We start from the raw sequence: 18980 nt of genomic DNA, 5'->3' as shown, positions 1-18980 counted from the left end.
GCGGACCCTAGCGGGAAGATGCCGGTTTGCCAAGTTTGTGAATTGTCGGCTGGCCGGTGCGCATTTATGGTTGGGTTCTATCCTTCCTCGCATAGGAAATTGCAAGTGATGTTGCGCTTTTGTTTTCTGCTTTTATCCGGGTTTTTGATGATCTGCGCCGATGCGGCGCAGGCACAGACGGCGATGTCGCGTGCTTTGAGTGAAATCAGGGGCGAGAACTGGCGGCAGGCCGCAGCCGAGGTGCGCAACTCGGGACCCGTGGCAAAAGACATCGTTGAATGGCATCGGTTGCGTGCTGGTGAAGGCTCGGCACGGGACGTGCTGAAGTTCCTTGAGCGTAACGGTGACTGGCCGGGCTTGGCCTATCTTCGCAAGCAGTCGGAAGAGGCCTTTGAGGAGGCCAACAGGCGTGAAGTGAACACGTTCTTTGCCTATGGAGATGCGCAAACCCCGCAGGGTGTCCTGATTCAGGCGCGTGCCATGGAGCGGTTGGGAAACCGTACCGGGGCCGAGGCACTTGTTGTCAAGGCATGGCGCGAATTGGCAATCGGGCCGCAAACGCATGCAAAGTTCCTTGATCGCTATGGCAAGCTGCTGCGGCCACATCACGTTGCGCGGATGGATCACGTCTTGTGGAAAGGTTGGGAGAGCAACACCAAGCGTATGTTGCCATTGGTCAATGACGGTTGGAAAAAGCTGGCGGCGGCGCGGTTGGGGCTGCGTGAACAGGTGAATGGCGTTGACGGGTTGATCGCGGCGGTGCCCAAGGCGCTGCAAGGTGATCCCGGGCTGGCCTATGAACGGTTCGTCTGGCGCGCGCGTAAGGATCGGGACGATTCGGCGATTGAGCTTCTGCTGGCACAAAGTGGTTCCGGAAAGCTTGGCCGCGCAAAGGAATGGTCCGGGCGTCGCCGTGCACTGGCTCGTGAAAAAATGCGGGCCGGGGCGTATCGCACGGCCTATCAGGTGGCGGCGACCCACGGGATGACACCCGATGCGGGCTATGCCTATTCCGATTGCGAGTGGCTGGCGGGCTACATCGCGTTGCGTTTTCTGAACAAACCCAAGGTGGCGCTGGGCCATTTCCTGCGGTTCGAACAGTCGGTCGAGACACCAATTTCGCTTGGGCGGGCCGGATACTGGATCGGACGCGCGCATGAGGCGTCAGGTGACAAGGCCGCGGCGAAAGCAGCCTATACTGCCGGTGGCGCGCATCAGACGAGCTTTTACGGACTGCTCGCGGCAGAAGAAGCCGGCATGCGGTTTGACCTGACGTTGCGCGGGGACGAGGTTTTTGCCAATTGGCGGCGGGCCGAGTTTACCAAGTCGTCGGTCCACAAGGCGGCGATGATGGCCCTGGAAGCCGGCGATCTTGATCTGGCCGAACGCTTCTGGCTGCATCTGTCCGAGGGGTTGGATCGGGACGAGTTGGGCCGCCTTGGTACGATGGCACAGGAACTTGGCGCGCCGCACGTGGCCGTGATGCTTGGCAAAAAGGTTGCGCGCCGCGGGATCGTTTTGCCAGCGGCCTACTATGCCTTGCATCCGATGGTGAACAGCCGCCTTGCCGTATCAACCGAGATGGCGCTGGCGATTGCGCGGCGCGAAAGCGAATTTGATCCCAAGGTGGTCAGCGGTGCAGGTGCGCGGGGTCTGATGCAGGTCATGCCCGGAACGGCGCGCCAGGTCGCAGGCGCGATTGGCACGGCCTATAACTTCAGCGCACTGACAACGGACCCTGACTACAACATCCGTCTGGGCACCTCGTACCTTGCGGGTTTGGCACGTGAGTTCGATGGCAACGTGATCCTTGTATCGGCGGGGTACAACGCTGGTCCCAGCCGCCCGGAGCGGTGGATGCGCCAGCGCGGCGACCCGCGTCGGCGCAATGTGGACATGATCGACTGGATCGAACACATCCCGTTTTCGGAGACCCGGAACTATGTGATGCGTGTCGCCGAAAGCCTGCCGATTTATCGCGCCCGCCTTGGTCGTGAGCCCCTTCCTGTGCCTTTCAGCAAGGAACTGGTCGGCAAATCGGTGCGGGCCACACGCTAGGCCGACTGGCGTTCCCGCCAGAGGGTGAACAACCCGGCACCGACAACCACGACAGCGCCGATGGCAACGTTGACGCGGAGGGTTTCCCCAAAGGCCAGCATACCAAGGGCGGCGGCGAAGGGCAGTTGCAGATAGGCGAAAGGCTGAACCGCGCTGGCTTCGGCGTGATCGTAGGTTTTGATCAGGAGCCAGTGGCCAAGAATGCCGGTGCAGCACAAGAGGGCCATCCAGTATAGGTCGGTGCCGACAATCGGCTCCCAGTAGAACATGCCGATCGCGGTCATCACGACCATGCCGATCGTGCCGGTGTAGAAAAAGCTGACAGCGGATCCGTCCGTGCGGGCGACGTAGCGGGTGAGCAGGCCGTAAACGGCAAACATCAGCGCCCCGACCAGCGGTACGATGGCCGCGGGTGAAAACACCCCGGCGCTTGGTTTCAGGATGATCAGAACGCCAATCATGCCAATGCCAATAGCCGCCCAACGCCGCCAGCCGACTTTCTCGCCAAGGATCGGACCGGACAGGGCGGCGATGATCAGCGGATAGCAAATGAAGATCGCATGGGTTTCCGTCAGGCCCAGCAAGGTGAAGGCGATCACCGTGACAACGATTTCGAGCGCCAGCAATGCACCACGAAACACCTGAATGAACGGATGCTGCGTGCGTACGACAGCCCGCAGGCCACCGGGCCGGCGGGCCGAGAGGGCAATCACGAAAGCTGCGAAGAACCAATAACGGATCATCACCACGACATAGACGTTGTAGGCATCCGCAAGGTGGCGCGAGATGCCGTCCTGCATGGCGAAGACAAAGGTTGTCAGGCACATCAGCAGGATGCCGAGGCGTGTGTTCTGATCGCTCATTTCCGTTTCCTCGCAGTGGTCATGTGACGTTTGCGGCCATAGCCGGGGACGCGGGTGACATCAAAGCCTGCGGCCTCGATGTTACGGCGTACAAAACCGGCGGCGGTGTAGGTGGCTGCCGTGCCACCCGGTTTGGTGTGCAAGCCGACCCGCTGAATCAGGTCAGCGTCCCAAAGTTCGGGGTTCTTGGCGGGCGAAAACCCATCGAGGAACCAGGCGTCGGCCTGCCAGTCTTGCGTGGCAAGCGTCTCACGGGCATCGCCGATCACGACGCGGGCCTCAATCCCGTCAAGTGTGGCGAGGGTGTTGTCCTCTGCCCAGGCGGCGACGAGACGATGGGCATACTCGGCAAGAGAGGGAAAGGCCTCCAGCGCGCGGGCCATTTCGTCCGCGCTCATCGGGAAGCCCTCGAAACTGGTGAACCGCAAGGGCGTGGTTTGTCCGGAGGCGTCCCACGCGGCCCATGTGGTCAACAGGTTGAGACCGGTGCCGAAACCCAGTTCCGCGATGTGAAACCCAGGGGAAAAACGGGCAGGCAGGTTGTTGCCCGCGAGAAAGACATGACGGGTTTCGGCGAGGCCGTTTTCAAGGCTGAAATACGGGTCGTCAAACCGTGTCGAGACGGGAACGGCGCCGTCGCGCCACTCGAGATTTGCCTTCTGGTCGCTCATGTCAGGATGCCTTAGAGAGGTCGTCGGATGAGCATTGGGCAAAGGCGGGTGATTTGGCAATGGGTGATGTGACGGTTGTAGGCGCCGGGGTGTTCGGGCTGGCGACGGCATGGGCCTGTGCACGGCGGGGCGCGAAGGTGCGCGTGATCGACCGCACGGGCATCGCCGCCGGATGCAGCGGCGGCGTGGTTGGCATGTTGTCCCCACACGCGCCGGAACGTTGGAACGAAACAAAGGAATTCCAGTTTCAAAGCCTGATCGCGGCGGAAACCATGTGGCGCGAGGTAGAAGATACCAGCGGTCTGTTAACAGGATATGACCGCGTGGGACGCCTGCAGCCAATCGACACCGAGCGCGCGCTGGAACTGGCGCGGGAACGGGCGGTGAATGCCGATGACCATTGGCAGGGCAAGGCCCTCTGGCGCGTGATCGAGGCGAAGGACGCGGGGGACTGGTGCCCGAAAAGTGAAACGGGGTTGGTGATCCACGAGACCCTGAGTGCGCGGGTGCATCCGCGCAAGGCGTGTCTGGCGCTGGCAGAGGCGATCCGGCGCAAGGGCGGCGTGGTCGAGGTCGGGGACGCGCAAACCCTTTATGGCAAGGTGATCTGGGCGACGGGTGTTGCCGGCCTGCGCGAGTTGTCGACGCATTTTGACAAGACGGTTGGCAATGGCGTCAAAGGCCAGGCGGCGGTGCTGGGCCTAGATGCGCGGGGGGTGCCGATCACCTCGGCTGGTGACGTACTGGTGGTGCCACATGCCGATGGTACAGTGGCGGTTGGATCGACCTCCGAGCGAGAATTTTCATCGGAAGATCAAACGGATACACAGCTTGACGATCTGATTGCGCGGGCCTGCGACGTTTTCCCGATGCTGGCATCCGCCCCAATCGTTGAACGCTGGGCCGGGGTGCGTCCGAGGGCGAAAAGCCGCGCGCCGATGCTGGGGGTTCATCCGCTGAATGGCGATCAGTTCATCGCCAATGGCGGGTTCAAGATCGGCTTTGGTATGGCCCCGAAAGTGGGGGAGGTGATGGCCGATCTGGTGCTGGACGGTGTCGACACCATCCCCGAAAGGTTCCGCCCCGAAGCCTCGCTTTGAGGGCCTCGGGACGGCAAAAATCAACGTCGGTATTGCGTCGGTATTACGGCTGTATCGCGGAGGTGGAAAATCACATTTCCATCGCTTCAGCGACTTCGATGGTGCCAGACCCGCCTTCGAGGATCGGACAGCCCTTGGCCATTTCGCAGGCGGCGGCCATGTCTGGTGCGTTGACCAGTGAGTAGCCCGACACCGGGTTGGCGCCGCCGTTGTCTTCGATGCCGGAGGCGGTGACGGTCTTGGACATGCCGGCGGGATTGCCGCCGTCGACAAGGGCGTCGCCCATGTCGGCCATCCATTTCATCCAGGCCGCCATGACGCGCTCGCCTTCTTCCGGGGTCTCGGGGCGTCCGCCGCCGTGATAGATAAACATGAATTTGGGCATCTTCGTTTCCTCCCTGTGAAATGCCGTTCAGGACAATAGGTTCGTCAGTTTGTTCAACGTCGACGTCCAGCCGCGTTCGTGGCTGGCGCTGGCCTCGTCGTCACCGAGATCGCGATGGTCGATCACCAGCCGTGCGCCGGTGTCGGTTTTTTCGATGGTAAAGGTGACGTGGCTTTCCGCGCCGCGTGTGTCGCTGTCGTCGTGCCAGGCCCAGGTGAACCCGACCGAGCGGGGTGGGGTGACGTGGGTGACCTGACCGGACACCTTGTACCGCTGGCCCTCGGAATTCCGCATCACCGAGAACCACGGGCCGGTGCGGGAAAAGTCGAGATGTTCCTCGGGCAGGTCCATGCCTTCCGGCCCCCACCAGAGACACAGATCGGCGCGGCGGGTGATGGCGTTGAACAGGCGTTCGGGTGTCACGTTGAAATCGCGTGTCAGGCGCAGGTCAGGCATCGGGGTCCTCCTGTAGAAGGGCGTCAAGGCGGTCCAGGCTGGCCTCCCAAAAGGCGCGGTGGTCCATTGTCCAACTGGCAATGGCGCGCAGGGATTCGGGCCGGACAGAATATAAGCGGCGGTTGCCGTCGATCCGCTGGTCCACGAGGCCGGCGTTGCGCAGCACCTTGAGGTGACGCGAGATCGCCGGACCGCTGATCGTGCTGTCGGAAGCAAGGTCACCGGCGGGCAGTTCTCCCTGTGCCATCAGGCGTTCGACTATGCCTAGGCGCGTGGCATCGGAGAGGGCGGAAAAAGTTTCGATCAGGCGGGTCATGATCTCAATTTAACAAAAATGTTAAATTGATGCAAATGGCGCTGCGAGAGCGAGATTTTTCTCAGTAAAAGGAAACGCTTGTTTGAATGTGGGGGGGGCTCTGCCCACCATCGGTGCAAGGGGCTTGCACCGATTCCCCTGGGGTATTTGACCAAGAAGAAGCCGGGTTAGGCCGCGAAATCGCTTTTCTTGTAGCCTTGGATGTAGAGCAAGGCGGTGAGATCGCCGTGGTTGATGCGGATGTCGCATTCGGCGGCGACCGAGGGTTTGGCGTGCAGGGCGACGCCTGCACCGGCGAGGCCGAGCATGCCGAGGTCATTGGCCCCGTCGCCGACGGCCATCACGTCGTCATGGGAAAGGCCAAGGCGGGTGGTGATTTCCTTGAGTGCCTGTACCTTTGCTTCGCGTCCGAGGATCGGGCGGCCGACATCGCCGTTCAGCTTGCCATCTTCGACCAGCAGGGTGTTGGCGCGATTTTCGTCAAAGCCCAGTTCGGCGGCGACCTTGGCGGTGAAGGCGGTGAAGCCGCCAGAGACCAGCGCGGCATAGGCGCCGTTGGCCTTCATCGTTGCAAGGAGGGCCTTGCCGCCCGGCATGAAGGTGATGCGTTCGGCCAGAACCTTGCCGATCACGCTTTGGTCGAGGCCCTTGAGCAGGCCGACGCGTTCGGTGAGCGCGCCTTCGAAATCGAGTTCGCCGTTCATGGCGCGGGCGGTGATGTCCTTGACGTGCTCACCCACGCCGGCCTCTTCGGCCAACTCGTCGATGCACTCCTGCTGGATCATGGTGCTGTCCATGTCGGCAAGCAGCATTTTCTTGCGGCGGTCCTTGGCGGGCAGAATGATCAGGTCGACACCCATGTTCTGGAGGTCGGCCCAGACCTCCCATTGATTGGAGGGCAGGGTTTCCAGCGGGAACTCGGCTGCCTCGTCCACGGCCAGCCAATCAGCATCCCCGCCACCCCATGCATTGCGAAGCGAGTCGACCAGAGCCGGATCAAGCGAAGGAGCGGTCGGGGAAGTGAGCAGAGTGGCGAAATACATGGGTCTCTCCTATGAGTCGCGAAGGCTCCTAGCAAAGCCGGAACGCCGTGGGAAGGGTTTCGCGGGAGGTTTCCCAAGTTTCCGATAGGCGTCATTTTGCGTCGGTTTTGTTTTTCGAAGGGTCGCAGTTGTTGCATTTTGCATGTTGTGCAGCCGCAGCAATGGCCCTATGTCCGTCCGTGGGACACCTCTCCCCAACGAGAGGCAGATATCTGGAAGGATAGCATTTATGGCTACTCAGCAACCGGCAGCGCGGCCGGCCAACCCGCGTTTTTCTTCTGGCCCCTGTGCCAAACCCCCCACATTCTCCCTGGACAAGCTGGCTGATGCCGCTCTTGGTCGTTCGCACCGTGCCGCCGTTGGCAAGGACAAGCTGAAGGCCGCGATTGAAGGCACCCGCGAAATCCTGGGCATCCCTGCTGACTACAAGATCGGCATCGTTCCCGCGTCGGACACCGGTGCGGTTGAAATGGCACTTTGGTCGCTCTTGGGCGAGCGCAAGGTCGAGATGCTGGCTTGGGAATCCTTCGGTTCGGGTTGGGTCACCGACGTGGTGAAACAGCTGAAGATCGATGCAGACGTGAAAACCGCCGACTATGGTCAGATTGTTGATCTCGCCTCGGTCGATTGCAACAATGACGTTGTCTTTACCTGGAACGGCACCACCGCTGGTGTCCGGGTTCCGAACGCTGATTGGATTGCAGACGACCGTGAAGGTCTGACCATCTGCGACGCCACCTCGGCCGCCTTTGCGATGGATCTGCCCTGGGACAAGCTGGATGTGACCACCTTCTCCTGGCAGAAGGTTCTGGGTGGTGAAGCCGCCCACGGCATGCTGATCCTGAGCCCGCGGGCCGTTGAACGTCTGGAGAGCTATACGCCTGCGTGGCCGCTGCCGAAAATCTTCCGCCTGACCAAAGGTGGCAAGCTGATCGACGGTATCTTTACCGGTGCGACGATCAACACGCCGTCGATGCTGGCGGTTGAAGACTACCTCTTCGCGCTGGACTGGGCGCGGTCGGTGGGTGGCCTCAAGGGTCTGATCGCCCGGGCCGATGCCAATGCGCAGGCGGTTTTCAACTTCTGTGCGGCCAATGACTGGATCGACAACCTCGCCGAGGACAAGGCGCTGCGGTCGAACACCAGTGTCTGCCTGAAGTTCACCGATGATCGCATTCAGGACGGTGCCGCCTTTGCCAAGGCTGTCGCCAAGCGTCTGGAAGCCGAGAACATCGCGCTGGACATCGGGGCCTATCGTGATGCGCCTGCCGGTCTGCGGATTTGGTGTGGTGGCACGGTCGAGACGTCGGATGTCGAAGCCATGCTGCCTTGGCTGGCATGGGCCTTCGAGGCCGAGATCGCAGCACAGACCGTCGCGGCATAAGCTATTTTCCGGGCCGGAGAGTGCAGAGTTTTCTAGAAAACTCTGCGTCCGTGAAATTCTTCCAGAAGAATTTCGTTCTTGGCCCGGCCCTTCAAATCTCTGAATTCAAGGACCAGACCCATGGCTCCCAAAGTACTCGTTTCTGACAAGCTCAGCGAAACCGCCGTTCAGATCTTCCGTGATCGCGGCATCGACGTCGATTTCCAGCCGGACCTCGGCAAGGACAAGGACAAGCTCGCCGAAGTGATCGGCCAGTATGACGGCCTCGCGATCCGTTCCGCCACCAAAGTGACCGAGAAGATTCTCGAGAATGCGACCAACCTGAAGGTGATCGCGCGCGCCGGGATCGGCACCGACAACATCGACAAGGAAGCCGCGTCGAAAAAGGGTGTGATCGTGATGAACACACCGTTCGGCAACATGATCACCACCGCCGAGCATGCCATCGCAATGATGTTCGCCGTGGCCCGCCAGATCCCGGAAGCCAGCGAATCGACCCACGCCGGCAAATGGGAAAAGTCGAAGTTCATGGGTGTTGAACTGACCAACAAGACCCTTGGTGTGATTGGTGCCGGCAACATCGGTGGCATCGTCTGTGACCGTGCCCGTGGCCTGAAGATGAAAGTCATCGCCTATGATCCCTTCCTGAGCGAAGAGAAGGCCGACACGATGGGTGTCGAGAAGGTCGAGCTGGACGACCTGCTGGCCCGTGCCGACTTTATCACGCTGCACGTGCCGTTCACCGAGGCCACTGCCAATATCCTGAGCCGTGAAAACCTCGCCAAGACCAAGAAAGGCGTGCGCATCATCAACTGTGCCCGCGGTGGTCTTGTTGACGAAGAGGCCCTGGCCGAAATGCTGCAATCGGGCCATGTGGCCGGTGCTGCCTTCGACGTGTTCAAGGTTGAGCCCGCCAAGGAAAACGCCCTGTTCAACCTGCCCAACGTTGTCTGCACCCCGCACCTGGGCGCGGCAACCACCGAAGCGCAGGAAAACGTGGCGCTGCAAGTGGCCGAGCAGATGTCGAATTACCTGCTGACCGGCGCGGTTGAAAATGCGCTGAACATGCCGAGCGTGACTGCGGAAGAAGCCAAGGTCATGGGGCCGTGGATCAAGCTGGCGGATCACCTGGGTGCATTCTCGGGTCAGATGACCGACGAGCCGGTCAAGGCCATCAACATCCTTTACGATGGTGTTGCTGCCGAGATGAACCTGAACGCGCTGAACTGTGCCGTTGTGGCCGGTATCATGAAGCGCGTGAACCCGGACGTGAACATGGTGTCCGCGCCGGTGATCGCCAAGGAACGCGGTATCCAGATCTCGACCACCAACCAGGACAAGTCGGGTGCCTTTGCCGGTTACATCAAGGTGACGATCGTGACCGATAAGCGTGAGCGTTCGATTGCGGGCACCGTATTCTCGGATGGCAAGCCGCGTTTCATCCAGATCAAGGGCATCAATATCGACGCCGAGATCGGTGCGCATATGCTCTATACCACCAACGAAGACGTGCCTGGCATCATCGGTGCGCTGGGTCAGACCATGGGCGAGAACGGCGTGAACATCGCGAACTTTACCCTTGGTCGGGCCGATGTGGGTGGTGAAGCGATCGCCCTTCTGTACGTGGACGAGCCGGTGCCCGCCGAAGCGCGTGCCAAGCTGGCCGAGACGGGTCTGTTTACCCAGATCAAGCCGCTGCAATTCGACGTGGCCTAATCCCGCCGAATTGACAAGAAAACCAACGCCGCCCCTGTTCCGGGCGGCGTTTTTGTTTTAGTTGTCTTGTTATGTAATTCCTGTGGGAGCAACCGATGACACGTCCGATCTATGCCGTTGGTGACATCCATGGCCAGAAGTCCATGCTCGAAGGCGCGTTGGAGCGGATCGAGAAGGATGGCGGCACGGATGCAGAGATCGTCTTTCTGGGGGATCTGGTGGACCGTGGGCCGGACAGTGCAGGCGTGATCGAACTGTTGCGTTCGGGAATCGAAGCGGGGCGCAACTGGACCGTGCTGCGGGGCAATCACGACCGGTTGTATTCCTATTTCCTCGAAGACCTGCCGCGCCCTGATCCGCAGATCCTTTTGGGCATGGACTGGTTCAGTGACCGGATTGGTGGGAGGGGAACGCTCGAATCTTACGGGATCGAGGTGGCGGACAACGCGCGATACTATCAAATCCATCCTGTCGCGCGTGAGGTCATTCCCCAGACGCATGTCGATTTCATGGCCAATCTGCCCGCTTACCATCTGCATGATAACCTCCTGTTCGTGCACGCAGGCATCCGGCCGGGTGTGCCCTTGGCGCAGCAGACCGAGGATGACATGTGCTGGATCCGGCATGATTTCCTGAATTTCGAAGAGCCGCATCCCTGGCTTGTGGTGCATGGTCACACGCCTGAGAAGCAGGCGGTGCACAAGGGAAACCGGGTCAACCTCGACAGCGGTGCGGGATACGGGCGGCCGATCACCGCTGCGGTGTTCGAGGGGCGTGACGTTGCAGTGCTCGGCGAAAACGGGCGGGTGGCGCTGCGGCCCGACGGCTGAGACTTTAACTTAGCATTAACCAAACTTCCCGGTTTTGCCGCAATTCCGGCACCTCCGAGCGCTGCTTTCCGGGCAGCGTGGATCGGGTGGGGGCGTGTTGAGTATAGGTGAAGCCATGCAAGTAGCACGTCAATCGCAGACTGCGGAACATACCTCGGGAGCCTTCTCGAAGTTTGTATCAGCTCAGAAAGAGCAGACCCCCAGCGTTGTCCGCCTCATGCGCGGGCTGGAGGATTCGGCGCTGTTCAAATCGTTCCAGTACTGAACGTACCAAGAAAGACGGCGGTTTTGGCCCGCCGTCTTTTTGATTCTACGACCAGAGATCGGTCGACAGGTACTTGAGGCCGCTGTCGCAGATGACCACGCCGATGGTGCCGCCCTTTTCCGGCCCAGCCAGCAGATCGAGGGCTGCCGCCACGTTGGCACCAGAGGAAAAACCGGCAAAGATCCCCTCTTCGCGGGCCAGCGCCTGTGCGGTTCTGCGGGCCATGTCTCCGTCCACCTGCAAGTGGCTGTCTGGCTTTATGCCGCGCAGGAACTCCAGATCCTCCATCACATAACCGCCGCCCTGGATCGGGTGATCGGGATTGGTGACGGTCTGTCCGGCAATGGCCGCGGCTCCGGCGGGCTCAACGACATAGCCGCGGATATCGGGGTTCAGGGCACGAAGACCGCGCAGTGTGCCACCGAAGGTGCCTCCCGATCCCGCGAAATCGGCAAAGGCGGTCAGGGTCTGGCCGCTGTCGGCCCAAAGCTCGGGGGCCGTGGTATCCGCGTGGGATTGCGCGTTTCCCGCGTGGTGAAACTGGTCGGCGCGAAAGGCCCCGCGCTCGGCAACGATCTGTTGTGCGACGCGGTCCACTTCGGCAAGATCGCCCCCCGACACCTGCCCGGGACGTGAGCCGGGAAGCTGGTCGACCAGAACCACTTCCGCCCCCAGCGCCTGCATCATGCGGGCGCGTTCAACCGAGTTGCCACGGCTCATCACCGCCACAAACGGGTAGCCCTTGAGGCCGCAGACGATAGCAAGGCCGGTGCCCATATTGCCGCTGGTCAACTCGACAACCGTCTGGCCGGGACACAGGCTTCCGTCGGCTTCGGCGGCCTCGATAATGCCCTTGGCGGCGCGGTCCTTCTTGGAAAACCCGGGGTTCATGTAGTCGAGTTTGGCAAGGATACGGCCCTCGAGACCGCGTGCTCTGACCATGCGGTCAAGCCATACCGCGGGCGTGTTGCCGATCACGTCGAGAAGCGAAGGTGCCGCCATGTCATCCTCTTCAATGCACACCAAAATACTCCGGGGTGAATGGCGCCGGAGGCGGCCAGAGGGGCTGGCCCCTTTTGCTACCGCCAGTTCAGCACCACCTTGCCCGATAGTCCGGATTTCATGGCGGCAAAGCCATCCTTGAAATCGTCGACGGGGAATTCGTGCGTTATAACGCGCGATACGTCCAGCCCGTTTTGTAGCATGGCGATCATTTTGTACCAGGTCTCGAACATCTCGCGGCCGTAGACGCCCTTGATGGTGATGGCCTTGAACACGATGCGGGACCAGTCGACCGGGGATTTGCCGGGGGGGATGCCCAGAAGCGCGATCTTGCCGCCCATGACCATGGCTTCGACCATCTGGTCGAGGGCGATCTGTGAGCCGGACATCTCGAGGCCAACGTCAAACCCCTGGGTCATGCCCAACTCATGGATGACATCGTTCAGGTCTTCCTTGGTGACATCCACGGCGCGGACGCTTGGGACAACGTGTTGAGCCAGCGTCAGGCGGTCGGGGTTGATATCTGTGATGACAACGTTCCGCGCACTGGCGTGACGGGCGACGGCCGCGGCCATGATACCGATCGGGCCGGCGCCGGTGATCAGCACGTCTTCGCCCAGAAGGTCGAAGCTGAGCGCGGTGTGCACGGCGTTGCCGAGTGGATCGAGGATGGCACCGATCTCGTCGGGGATGTCCGCGGGCAGTGGCACCACGTTGAAGGCAGGCAGGCGCAGGTATTCGGCAAAGGCCCCCTGTTCGTTGACGCCGATGCCACGCGTGCCGGGATCAAGGTGGAACTGGCCTGCGCGGCTTTGGCGGCTGTCCATTTCGACAAGGTGGCCTTCCCCCGAACACCTCTGGCCGATTTCCAGACCGGTCACGTTGCGGCCCAGTTCCACGATTTCGCCCGCGAACTCGTGGCCGGTGATCATCGGCACGGGCACGGTGTGGGCGGCCCATTCATCCCAGTTCCAGATGTGAATGTCGGTGCCGCAGATGCCGGTCTTGTTGATGCGGATCAGAACCTCGTCTGGCCCGATTTCCGGCACTGGCGCCTGCGTCATCCAGAGCCCTTCCTTGGGAAAGGACTTTTCGAGGGCTTTCATCGTGTTGGGACGGGACATCAGATCACTCCCAGCTCTTTGCCAACCTTGCCGAAGGCGGCAAGCGCGCGGTCAAGGTCGTCGCGGGTCAGGGCGGCGTTCATCTGGGTGCGGATGCGGGCCTGGCCACGCGGCACGACCGGAAAGAAAAAGCCCGAGACATAAACGCCCTCGTCGAACAGGCGGGCGGCCATGTCTTGCGCAAGCTGTGCCTCACCCAGCATCACGGGGATGATCGGATGTTCGCCGGGCAGGATGTCGAAGCCCAGGGCTTCGAGGCCGTCGCGCCAGTAGCGGGCGTTTTCGAACAGCTGTGCGCGCAGGTCTGCGCCTTCCTCGACAAGGCGGATGGCCTCGAGGCCCGCGGCCACGATCGAGGGCGGCAGCGAATTCGAGAACAAGTAGGGCCGCGCCCGCTGCCGCAGGAGGTCGATCACTGGCTGCGGCCCGGCGATATAACCGCCGATGGCCCCCCCAAGTGCTTTGCCCAGAGTTCCGGTGAGAATGTCGACGTCGACGCCGAAGTGATCGGGCGTGCCCGCGCCGTGTGGCCCCATGAAACCGGTGGCGTGGCAATCGTCGACCATGACAATGGCGTCGTATTGCTTGGCCAGTCGGGTGATCTCGGGCAGGTTGGCCAGGTATCCGTCCATCGAGAAAACGCCGTCGGTTGCGATCATGACGTGGCGCGCGCCTTCGTTGCGGGCGTGTTTCAGCATCTCTTCGAGATCACTCATGTCGTTGTTGGCATAACGATAGCGCTTGGCCTTGCACAGGCGCACGCCGTCGATGATCGACGCGTGGTTCAGGCTGTCGGAGATGATCGCGTCTTCCGGCCCGAGGAGCGGTTCGAACAGGCCGCCATTGGCATCGAAACAGGCCGCAAAGAGGATGGCATCATCCTTGTTCAGAAACTTCGCGAGTTTCTGTTCCAGATCGCGGTGGATGTCCTGTGTGCCGCAGATGAAGCGGACCGAGGCCATGCCAAACCCCTTGGGTTCCATCGCGTCGGTGGCGGCGCGGATCAGGTCGGGGTGGTCGGCCAACCCGAGGTAGTTGTTGGCGCAGAGGTTGATGACCTCCTTTTCGCCCACCGTGATCTCGCCCCCCTGAGGGGAGGTGATCATTCGCTCGCGCTTCATCAGGCCCTCGGCCTCGATCTGCTGAAGGGTTTGCGAAATGTGGGTCAGAAAGGATTCGGACATTGGTGCCTCCATGATTCTGGAGGCATATCTATCATAGCGGATTATTTTCCGGAATAGGGGAAATTCAGGATAGCGGAAAAATTTCCGTCATTCGGGAATTTGAAATTGGCTGCAAAAGGCTTGGTTTCTTTAGGAGGTAAATTGAATGGCTATTTTACAACGTGCTTGGCATATGCGGCCTCGAACCTCTTGCTCAAATCGAAACGCTTCGCTTTGCGTAAAACGATACCCACACGTGTTGCAAAATAGGGAGGCGGCCACGTTCCATATTGCCGCTGGTCTTCAAGAGCGCTTTCGACCACCTTCAACAAAACTCTAAGATCGTCCCTAATTCCATGAGGGAACGAGTCTCCCAATTCCTTCCTGAATTTACTGAAAGTGGTACCTTTGTAAGCCAATTCGATCTGGCGATGCGCCGCTTCTAATTGTTCAGGTGCATTTCTTGACCAGTCAGGTTTCCTCGTCCGCTTCTCAATCGTTTCCTTGCGATCCGGAGCACTTGTGCTTTCAAGTCTATCTAGGAGTTTTGACAGAAGCCGCAAATCATCCTCAGAGATGCTCGGCAAGTTTTTCACTTAGGCATCCTTCACGATCAGAAACACCCGCGCGGGTTCGACAGCTTCGATGCAATGGGCCACGTCGGCGGCGTAGCGCGCGGTGTCGCCGTCGCCCAGTTCCTGCGTTGCCGAGCCGCTCGTGATGCGCACCTTGCCCTCAAGCACCGTAAGCTGCTCGGTCGCGCCGCGTTTGTGCGGCTGGCTGTTGAGGCTGCCTGCCTCCTTGAAGCGGATGTCGTAGACCTCGTGGCCGCCCACATCTTCGGGCGGCGACAGGATACGGATGCGACAGCCTTCCCCGCGATTGTCGATGGTGGGCACCTGGGTGTCGCGCAAAACGTCGATCCGGTCAGCGGTTTCGCCATCTTCCAGAAGCCCCGCGAAATCCACCTGAAGGGCGCGGGTCAGGTTCCAGAGCGTGGCGATGGTGGGTGAGGATTCGCCGCGTTCGATCTGGCTGACCATTGAGCGAGACACGCCGGAAAGTTTGGCGACCGCGTCAAGCGACAGCCCCTGGGCACGGCGGGCTTCACGAAGTCGGGCGGGCAGGCGGTCGAGGATCTGGGTATCTGTGTTCATATGCTCATTCCTGCTGTTCCGCCGCGTCGGTGTCAATGCACGCAGCGTCATGCGTAGTTTTGCGGTCTTGAGACGTGTAGCGCTGCGGGTAGGCTATGAGCACTTGAGATACCCCCCGAGGAGGACACAATGACCGATATCGTAATTCTGGACGGCGCACGGACCGCCATTGGCACTTTTGGCGGATCGCTTGCGGGCACCGCCCCTATCGACCTTGGTGCAACGGCGGCGAAAGCGGCGATGGAACGCTCTGGCGTGGAAGGTGGCCAGATCGGTCACGTGGTCTTTGGCCATGTCATCAATACCGAACCGCGCGATATGTACCTGAGCCGCGTGGCGGCAATGGATGCCGGCATCCCGAACACCACCCCGGCGATGAACGTGAACCGCCTGTGTGGTTCCGGTGCGCAGGCAATTGTTTCGGCGACCCAGTCGCTGATGCTGGGGGATGCGGACTTTGCGCTGGCTGGCGGGGCCGAAAGCATGAGCCGGTCGCCCTATATCATGCAGGCGCAGCGCTGGGGCCAGAAAATGGGCGACGTGAAGACGCTGGACATGATGCTGGGCGCGCTGAACTGCCCGTTTGGCACCGGTCACATGGGGATCACCGCCGAGAACGTGGCGGACGAGCACGACATCACCCGTGAACAGATGGATGCCTTTGCGCTGGAAAGCCAGCAGCGCGCGGCGGCTGCGATCGAAGCAGGCCACTTCCAGAGCCAGATCGTGCCGGTCGAGGTCAAGAAGCGCCGCGAGATGGTTGCCTTTGACACCGACGAACACCCGACCCCGTCGACCGAAGAGTCGCTCGCCAAGCTGCGCGCCGTGTTCAAGAAAGACGGGCGTGTGACCGCGGGTAACGCCTCGGGCATCAACGATGGTGCGGCAGCGATTGTGCTGGCGCGGGCAGAGGCCGCCGAGAAAGCCGGTTTGAAACCGCGCGCGCGGGTTCTGGGCTATGCCCATGCCGGTGTACGCCCCGAAGTGATGGGCATTGGCCCGGTTCCGGCGGTCGAAAACCTGCTGGCCAAAACCGGATTGTCGATCACCGATTTCGACGTGATTGAATCGAACGAGGCCTTTGCCGCACAGGCGCTGGCCGTGAACAAGGGTTTGGGACTGGATGCGGCCAAGGTGAACCCGAATGGCGGTGCGATTGCGCTGGGCCACCCGGTGGGCGCGACTGGCTGCATCATCACCGTTAAGGCGCTCTATGAACTGGAGCGCATTGGCGGTTCAAAGGCGCTGATCACAATGTGTATCGGTGGTGGCCAGGGCATCGCGATTGCCATCGAGCGCATGTAAGCGTTTTTTAAAAAGTGTTTTGCAAAGGGGCTGGCCGTCGGGCTGGCCCTTTTCTGTTGGAGGCCTCCGGCGGGAGTATTTTCGGTGCATTGAAGCCGGGATCAGTCGATCCAGATCGCGCTGCGGGCGGAGCGGCCCTTGGCATCGATGACGGTGACGGTCGAGGCGCCCTTTTCGGTGAGAGGCAGCAGGATTTCGCGGCGATAGAGGCGCGTTGCGAGGGGGGCGCCATTGGCGAGGAGGGTGAAGGGGGCCGTGCCATCGCGCAGTTTCACGGTGACGCCGTCATCCATCGCCTGAAGGCGGGCACCGTCGGGCGGGAAGGCGAGTTTGGGGGCATCCGGTGCGGCGGTGAAGTGGGCATTGCGCCCCCGGAAGCGGCGCAGCGGTTCCGGCAGGTCGGCCGATCCGACGAGCAGCGTGTCCGGTGGCGGCGGGCCAAGCGGGGTAAGGTTGGGCTTCAGGCGCTGGAAGGCTTCGAACAGGATCGGGGCGGCGAGGTCTCCGCCGAACGCGCCGGGTACGGGGGTGCCATCGGGGCGGCCGATCCAGACGGCGGCCACATGGGTGCCGTCATAACCCACGGCCCAAGCGTCGCGGTGGCCATAACTCGTGCCGGTCTTGTAAGCGAGGCCCGCATTGGGCGCGCCGGGTGGCGGGGCAAGGGATGAGAGGATATGGCCCACCTGCCAGGCAGCACTGGGTGAGAGGACGCGGGGGCCGTTTTGCGCGTGCGCGGTGTCCTGTTGCCGCCAGAAGAGCGGGCGTGTCTGGCCGCGGTTGGCGAGCATGGCGTAGAGGTGGGTCAGGTCCTGGAGCGTGACGCCGACGCCCCCCAGTGAGATCGCAAGGCCGGGTTGGCCGGAGGGAATGACTGGGGAGGCGCCGGACTTGCGCAGGGCCGACATCACCCGCGCCGGGCCGATCTGGTCGGTGAGGCGGACGACGGGGATGTTGAGCGACAGGCGCAGGGCTTCGGCCACGCGCAGTTCGCCACGAAACTGGCCATCGAAGTTCTGTGGTGCGTAGGTGTCGAAGGCGACGGGGCTGTCGTCAATCAGGGTTTCGGGGTGAATCAGACCCTGATCGAAGCCCATTGCATAGACCAGGGGTTTGAGCGTGGAGCCGGGAGAGCGCAGGGCGCGGGTCATGTCGACAAAGCCCTGCCGGTGGGTTTGCCCGAGGCCCGCAGAGCCGACAGAGGCGAGGATTTCGCCGGTCTGGTGGTCGGCCACGAGGATGGCGATCGAGAGCCTTTCTCCTTTGCCACGTAGGGAGGTACGAGCCAGGGTTTCGAGGCTGGTTTGCAGGGCGCGGTCCAGTGTCAGATCGTGGCGCGGGCTGTCCGGGGCGGCGGCAAGCGCACGGTCGGCCATATGCGGCGCGAGCGATGGGAAGGGGCGGCGCGTGCGCGGCACGGGATCCCGTTTTGCAGACTGGCTGGTGTCTTCTCCAAGTGTCGCGGACAGGCGATCCAGAACGCGGTCGCGGGCTGCGCGGGCGGTTGGATAGTCGCGGTCGGGCCGACGGGTTTCGGGCGCTTGGGGCAGGGCGATCAGGAAGGCCGATTGGGCTGGCGTCAGCCGTGTCGGTTCCTTGCCAAACCATGCCAGAGTTGCGGCGCGGATGCCTTCGAGGTTGCCACCATAGGGGGCATGGGTGAGGTAGAGCGTGAGGATTTCGTCTTTGCCGAGATGGCGTTCGAGAGCGAGGGCGAGGCGGAGCTGGCGCAGTTTTCCCTGCCATCTGCCGGTGCCGCTGTTTTCCAGCAAGCGGGCGGTTTGCATGGTGAGGGTGGAGCCGCCGGACACCACCTTGCCGTTCCAGAGCGCTTGCCACGTGGCGCGGACAAGGGCGCGGGGATCAACGCCGGAATGGGAGCGAAACCGCTTGTCCTCGTAGGCGATGAGCATGTCGAGAAAGGCTGGATCGACCTGATCGGGCCGCGCGCCGAGACGCCAGAGGCCGTCTTCGACCGTGTAGGCGCGCAGGAGATCACCGTGGCGGTCGCGTACTTCGACCGAGGTTTCATGCAGCAGGTTGGGCAGCGGTGTGGCATCGACCCAATCGTCAAAGGCATCCCTGCCGGCGGCGCCTGCGAGGAGCGCCGCAACAAGCAGGAAGGGGGCCGCACGCCGCATG

19 protein-coding genes are annotated in these 18980 nt (G+C 61.7%); 7 read left to right on the top strand and 12 right to left on the bottom strand.

The genetic code is table 11. The annotated features are described in order from the left end of the window. Nucleotides 1-147: 147 nt before the first annotated feature. Complete coding sequence (locus tag ABWV42_RS12060) at nucleotides 148-2058, top strand: lytic transglycosylase domain-containing protein (protein ID WP_353340319.1); 1911 nt, start codon at nucleotides 148-150, stop codon at nucleotides 2056-2058. On the opposite strand, the gene ABWV42_RS12055 is transcribed toward ABWV42_RS12060, so the two are convergent. Both ABWV42_RS12055 and mnmC2 read right to left on the bottom strand, forming a co-directional pair. Continuing rightward, nucleotides 2055-2921: a DMT family transporter gene (locus ABWV42_RS12055; RefSeq protein WP_255104254.1), complete on the bottom strand. Its 867-nt coding sequence runs from the start codon at nucleotides 2919-2921 to the stop codon at nucleotides 2055-2057. The genes ABWV42_RS12060 and ABWV42_RS12055 overlap by 4 nt on opposite strands. After that, nucleotides 2918-3592, bottom strand: coding sequence for a tRNA (5-methylaminomethyl-2-thiouridine)(34)-methyltransferase MnmC2 (mnmC2, locus tag ABWV42_RS12050; RefSeq protein WP_353340318.1), 675 nt, complete (start codon nucleotides 3590-3592; stop codon nucleotides 2918-2920). Before mnmC2 ends, ABWV42_RS12055 begins: the two co-directional genes overlap by 4 nt. Before the next feature lie 59 nt (nucleotides 3593-3651). Here mnmC2 and ABWV42_RS12045 point away from each other — a divergent pair, with 59 nt between their 5' ends. After that, nucleotides 3652-4692 carry an NAD(P)/FAD-dependent oxidoreductase gene (locus ABWV42_RS12045; RefSeq protein WP_353340316.1) on the top strand — a complete coding sequence of 347 codons (1041 nt, stop codon included), beginning with the start codon at nucleotides 3652-3654 and terminating at the stop codon, nucleotides 4690-4692. Nucleotides 4693-4762: 70 nt separating this feature from the next. On the opposite strand, the gene ABWV42_RS12040 is transcribed toward ABWV42_RS12045, so the two are convergent. From ABWV42_RS12040 to serB, 4 genes are all read right to left on the bottom strand, one after another. Continuing rightward, a complete protein-coding gene (locus ABWV42_RS12040) occupies nucleotides 4763-5077 on the bottom strand; it encodes a YciI family protein (RefSeq protein WP_255104249.1) in 315 nt (104 codons plus the stop codon). Nucleotides 5078-5104: 27 nt separating this feature from the next. Continuing rightward, complete coding sequence (locus ABWV42_RS12035) at nucleotides 5105-5533, bottom strand: SRPBCC family protein (protein ID WP_353340315.1); 429 nt, start codon at nucleotides 5531-5533, stop codon at nucleotides 5105-5107. Further along, on the bottom strand, nucleotides 5526-5849 hold the full coding sequence (locus ABWV42_RS12030) for an ArsR/SmtB family transcription factor (RefSeq protein WP_353340313.1): 324 nt from the start codon (nucleotides 5847-5849) through the stop codon (nucleotides 5526-5528). The genes ABWV42_RS12035 and ABWV42_RS12030 overlap by 8 nt, the downstream gene beginning before the upstream one ends. 167 nt (nucleotides 5850-6016) lie before the next feature. Beyond that, nucleotides 6017-6892, bottom strand: coding sequence for a phosphoserine phosphatase SerB (serB, locus tag ABWV42_RS12025; RefSeq protein WP_353340312.1), 876 nt, complete (start codon nucleotides 6890-6892; stop codon nucleotides 6017-6019). 229 nt (nucleotides 6893-7121) lie between these two features. Between serB and ABWV42_RS12020 the strand changes: the two genes are divergently transcribed. From ABWV42_RS12020 to ABWV42_RS12005, 4 genes are all read left to right on the top strand, one after another. Then, entirely contained in the window at nucleotides 7122-8276 is a 1155-nt protein-coding gene (locus ABWV42_RS12020; RefSeq protein WP_353340311.1) for a phosphoserine transaminase, read from the top strand. A 120-nt stretch (nucleotides 8277-8396) separates the two neighbouring features. Continuing rightward, nucleotides 8397-9992 (top strand): phosphoglycerate dehydrogenase, encoded by a 1596-nt coding sequence (serA, locus tag ABWV42_RS12015; protein ID WP_255104240.1) that lies wholly within the window; start codon nucleotides 8397-8399, stop codon nucleotides 9990-9992. A gap of 95 nt (nucleotides 9993-10087) precedes the next feature. Then, the gene (locus ABWV42_RS12010; protein WP_353340310.1) at nucleotides 10088-10822 is read left to right on the top strand and encodes a metallophosphoesterase family protein; all 735 of its coding nucleotides are present in this window, start codon (nucleotides 10088-10090) and stop codon (nucleotides 10820-10822) included. Nucleotides 10823-10937: 115 nt separating this feature from the next. Next, a complete protein-coding gene (locus tag ABWV42_RS12005) occupies nucleotides 10938-11087 on the top strand; it encodes a hypothetical protein (RefSeq protein WP_255104236.1) in 150 nt (49 codons plus the stop codon). A 45-nt stretch (nucleotides 11088-11132) separates the two neighbouring features. Here ABWV42_RS12005 and ABWV42_RS12000 read toward each other — a convergent pair whose 3' ends face one another. The 5 genes from ABWV42_RS12000 to ABWV42_RS11980 all read right to left on the bottom strand — a co-directional run bounded on the left by ABWV42_RS12000 (nucleotide 11133) and on the right by ABWV42_RS11980 (nucleotide 15533). Beyond that, the gene (locus ABWV42_RS12000) at nucleotides 11133-12089 is read right to left on the bottom strand and encodes a PLP-dependent cysteine synthase family protein (protein WP_353340309.1); all 957 of its coding nucleotides are present in this window, start codon (nucleotides 12087-12089) and stop codon (nucleotides 11133-11135) included. Between the two features lie 77 nt (nucleotides 12090-12166). After that, nucleotides 12167-13195 (bottom strand): L-threonine 3-dehydrogenase, encoded by a 1029-nt coding sequence (gene tdh, locus ABWV42_RS11995; protein WP_353340388.1) that lies wholly within the window; start codon nucleotides 13193-13195, stop codon nucleotides 12167-12169. 17 nt (nucleotides 13196-13212) lie between these two features. Further along, nucleotides 13213-14397, bottom strand: coding sequence for a glycine C-acetyltransferase (locus ABWV42_RS11990; RefSeq protein WP_353340308.1), 1185 nt, complete (start codon nucleotides 14395-14397; stop codon nucleotides 13213-13215). Between the two features lie 149 nt (nucleotides 14398-14546). Then, complete coding sequence (locus ABWV42_RS11985) at nucleotides 14547-14972, bottom strand: hypothetical protein (RefSeq protein ID WP_353340307.1); 426 nt, start codon at nucleotides 14970-14972, stop codon at nucleotides 14547-14549. Further along, nucleotides 14973-15533, bottom strand: coding sequence for a helix-turn-helix domain-containing protein (locus tag ABWV42_RS11980; RefSeq protein WP_255104230.1), 561 nt, complete (start codon nucleotides 15531-15533; stop codon nucleotides 14973-14975). Nucleotides 15534-15662: 129 nt separating this feature from the next. Between ABWV42_RS11980 and ABWV42_RS11975 the strand changes: the two genes are divergently transcribed. Next, nucleotides 15663-16838 carry an acetyl-CoA C-acyltransferase family protein gene (locus ABWV42_RS11975; RefSeq protein WP_255104228.1) on the top strand — a complete coding sequence of 392 codons (1176 nt, stop codon included), beginning with the start codon at nucleotides 15663-15665 and terminating at the stop codon, nucleotides 16836-16838. Between the two features lie 101 nt (nucleotides 16839-16939). Here the strand turns inward: ABWV42_RS11975 and pbpC are convergent, their stop codons facing one another. Further along, nucleotides 16940-18979: a penicillin-binding protein 1C gene (gene pbpC / locus ABWV42_RS11970; RefSeq protein WP_353340305.1), complete on the bottom strand. Its 2040-nt coding sequence runs from the start codon at nucleotides 18977-18979 to the stop codon at nucleotides 16940-16942. Between the last annotated feature and the right edge of the window lies 1 nt (nucleotide 18980).

Origin of the sequence: Pelagimonas sp. KU-00592-HH, assembly GCF_040369695.1 — a bacterium.
Classification (GTDB): domain Bacteria; phylum Pseudomonadota; class Alphaproteobacteria; order Rhodobacterales; family Rhodobacteraceae; genus Shimia.
Note: the sequence above shows the minus strand (reverse complement) of the source record. Positions and strands in the feature narration are given on the sequence as shown.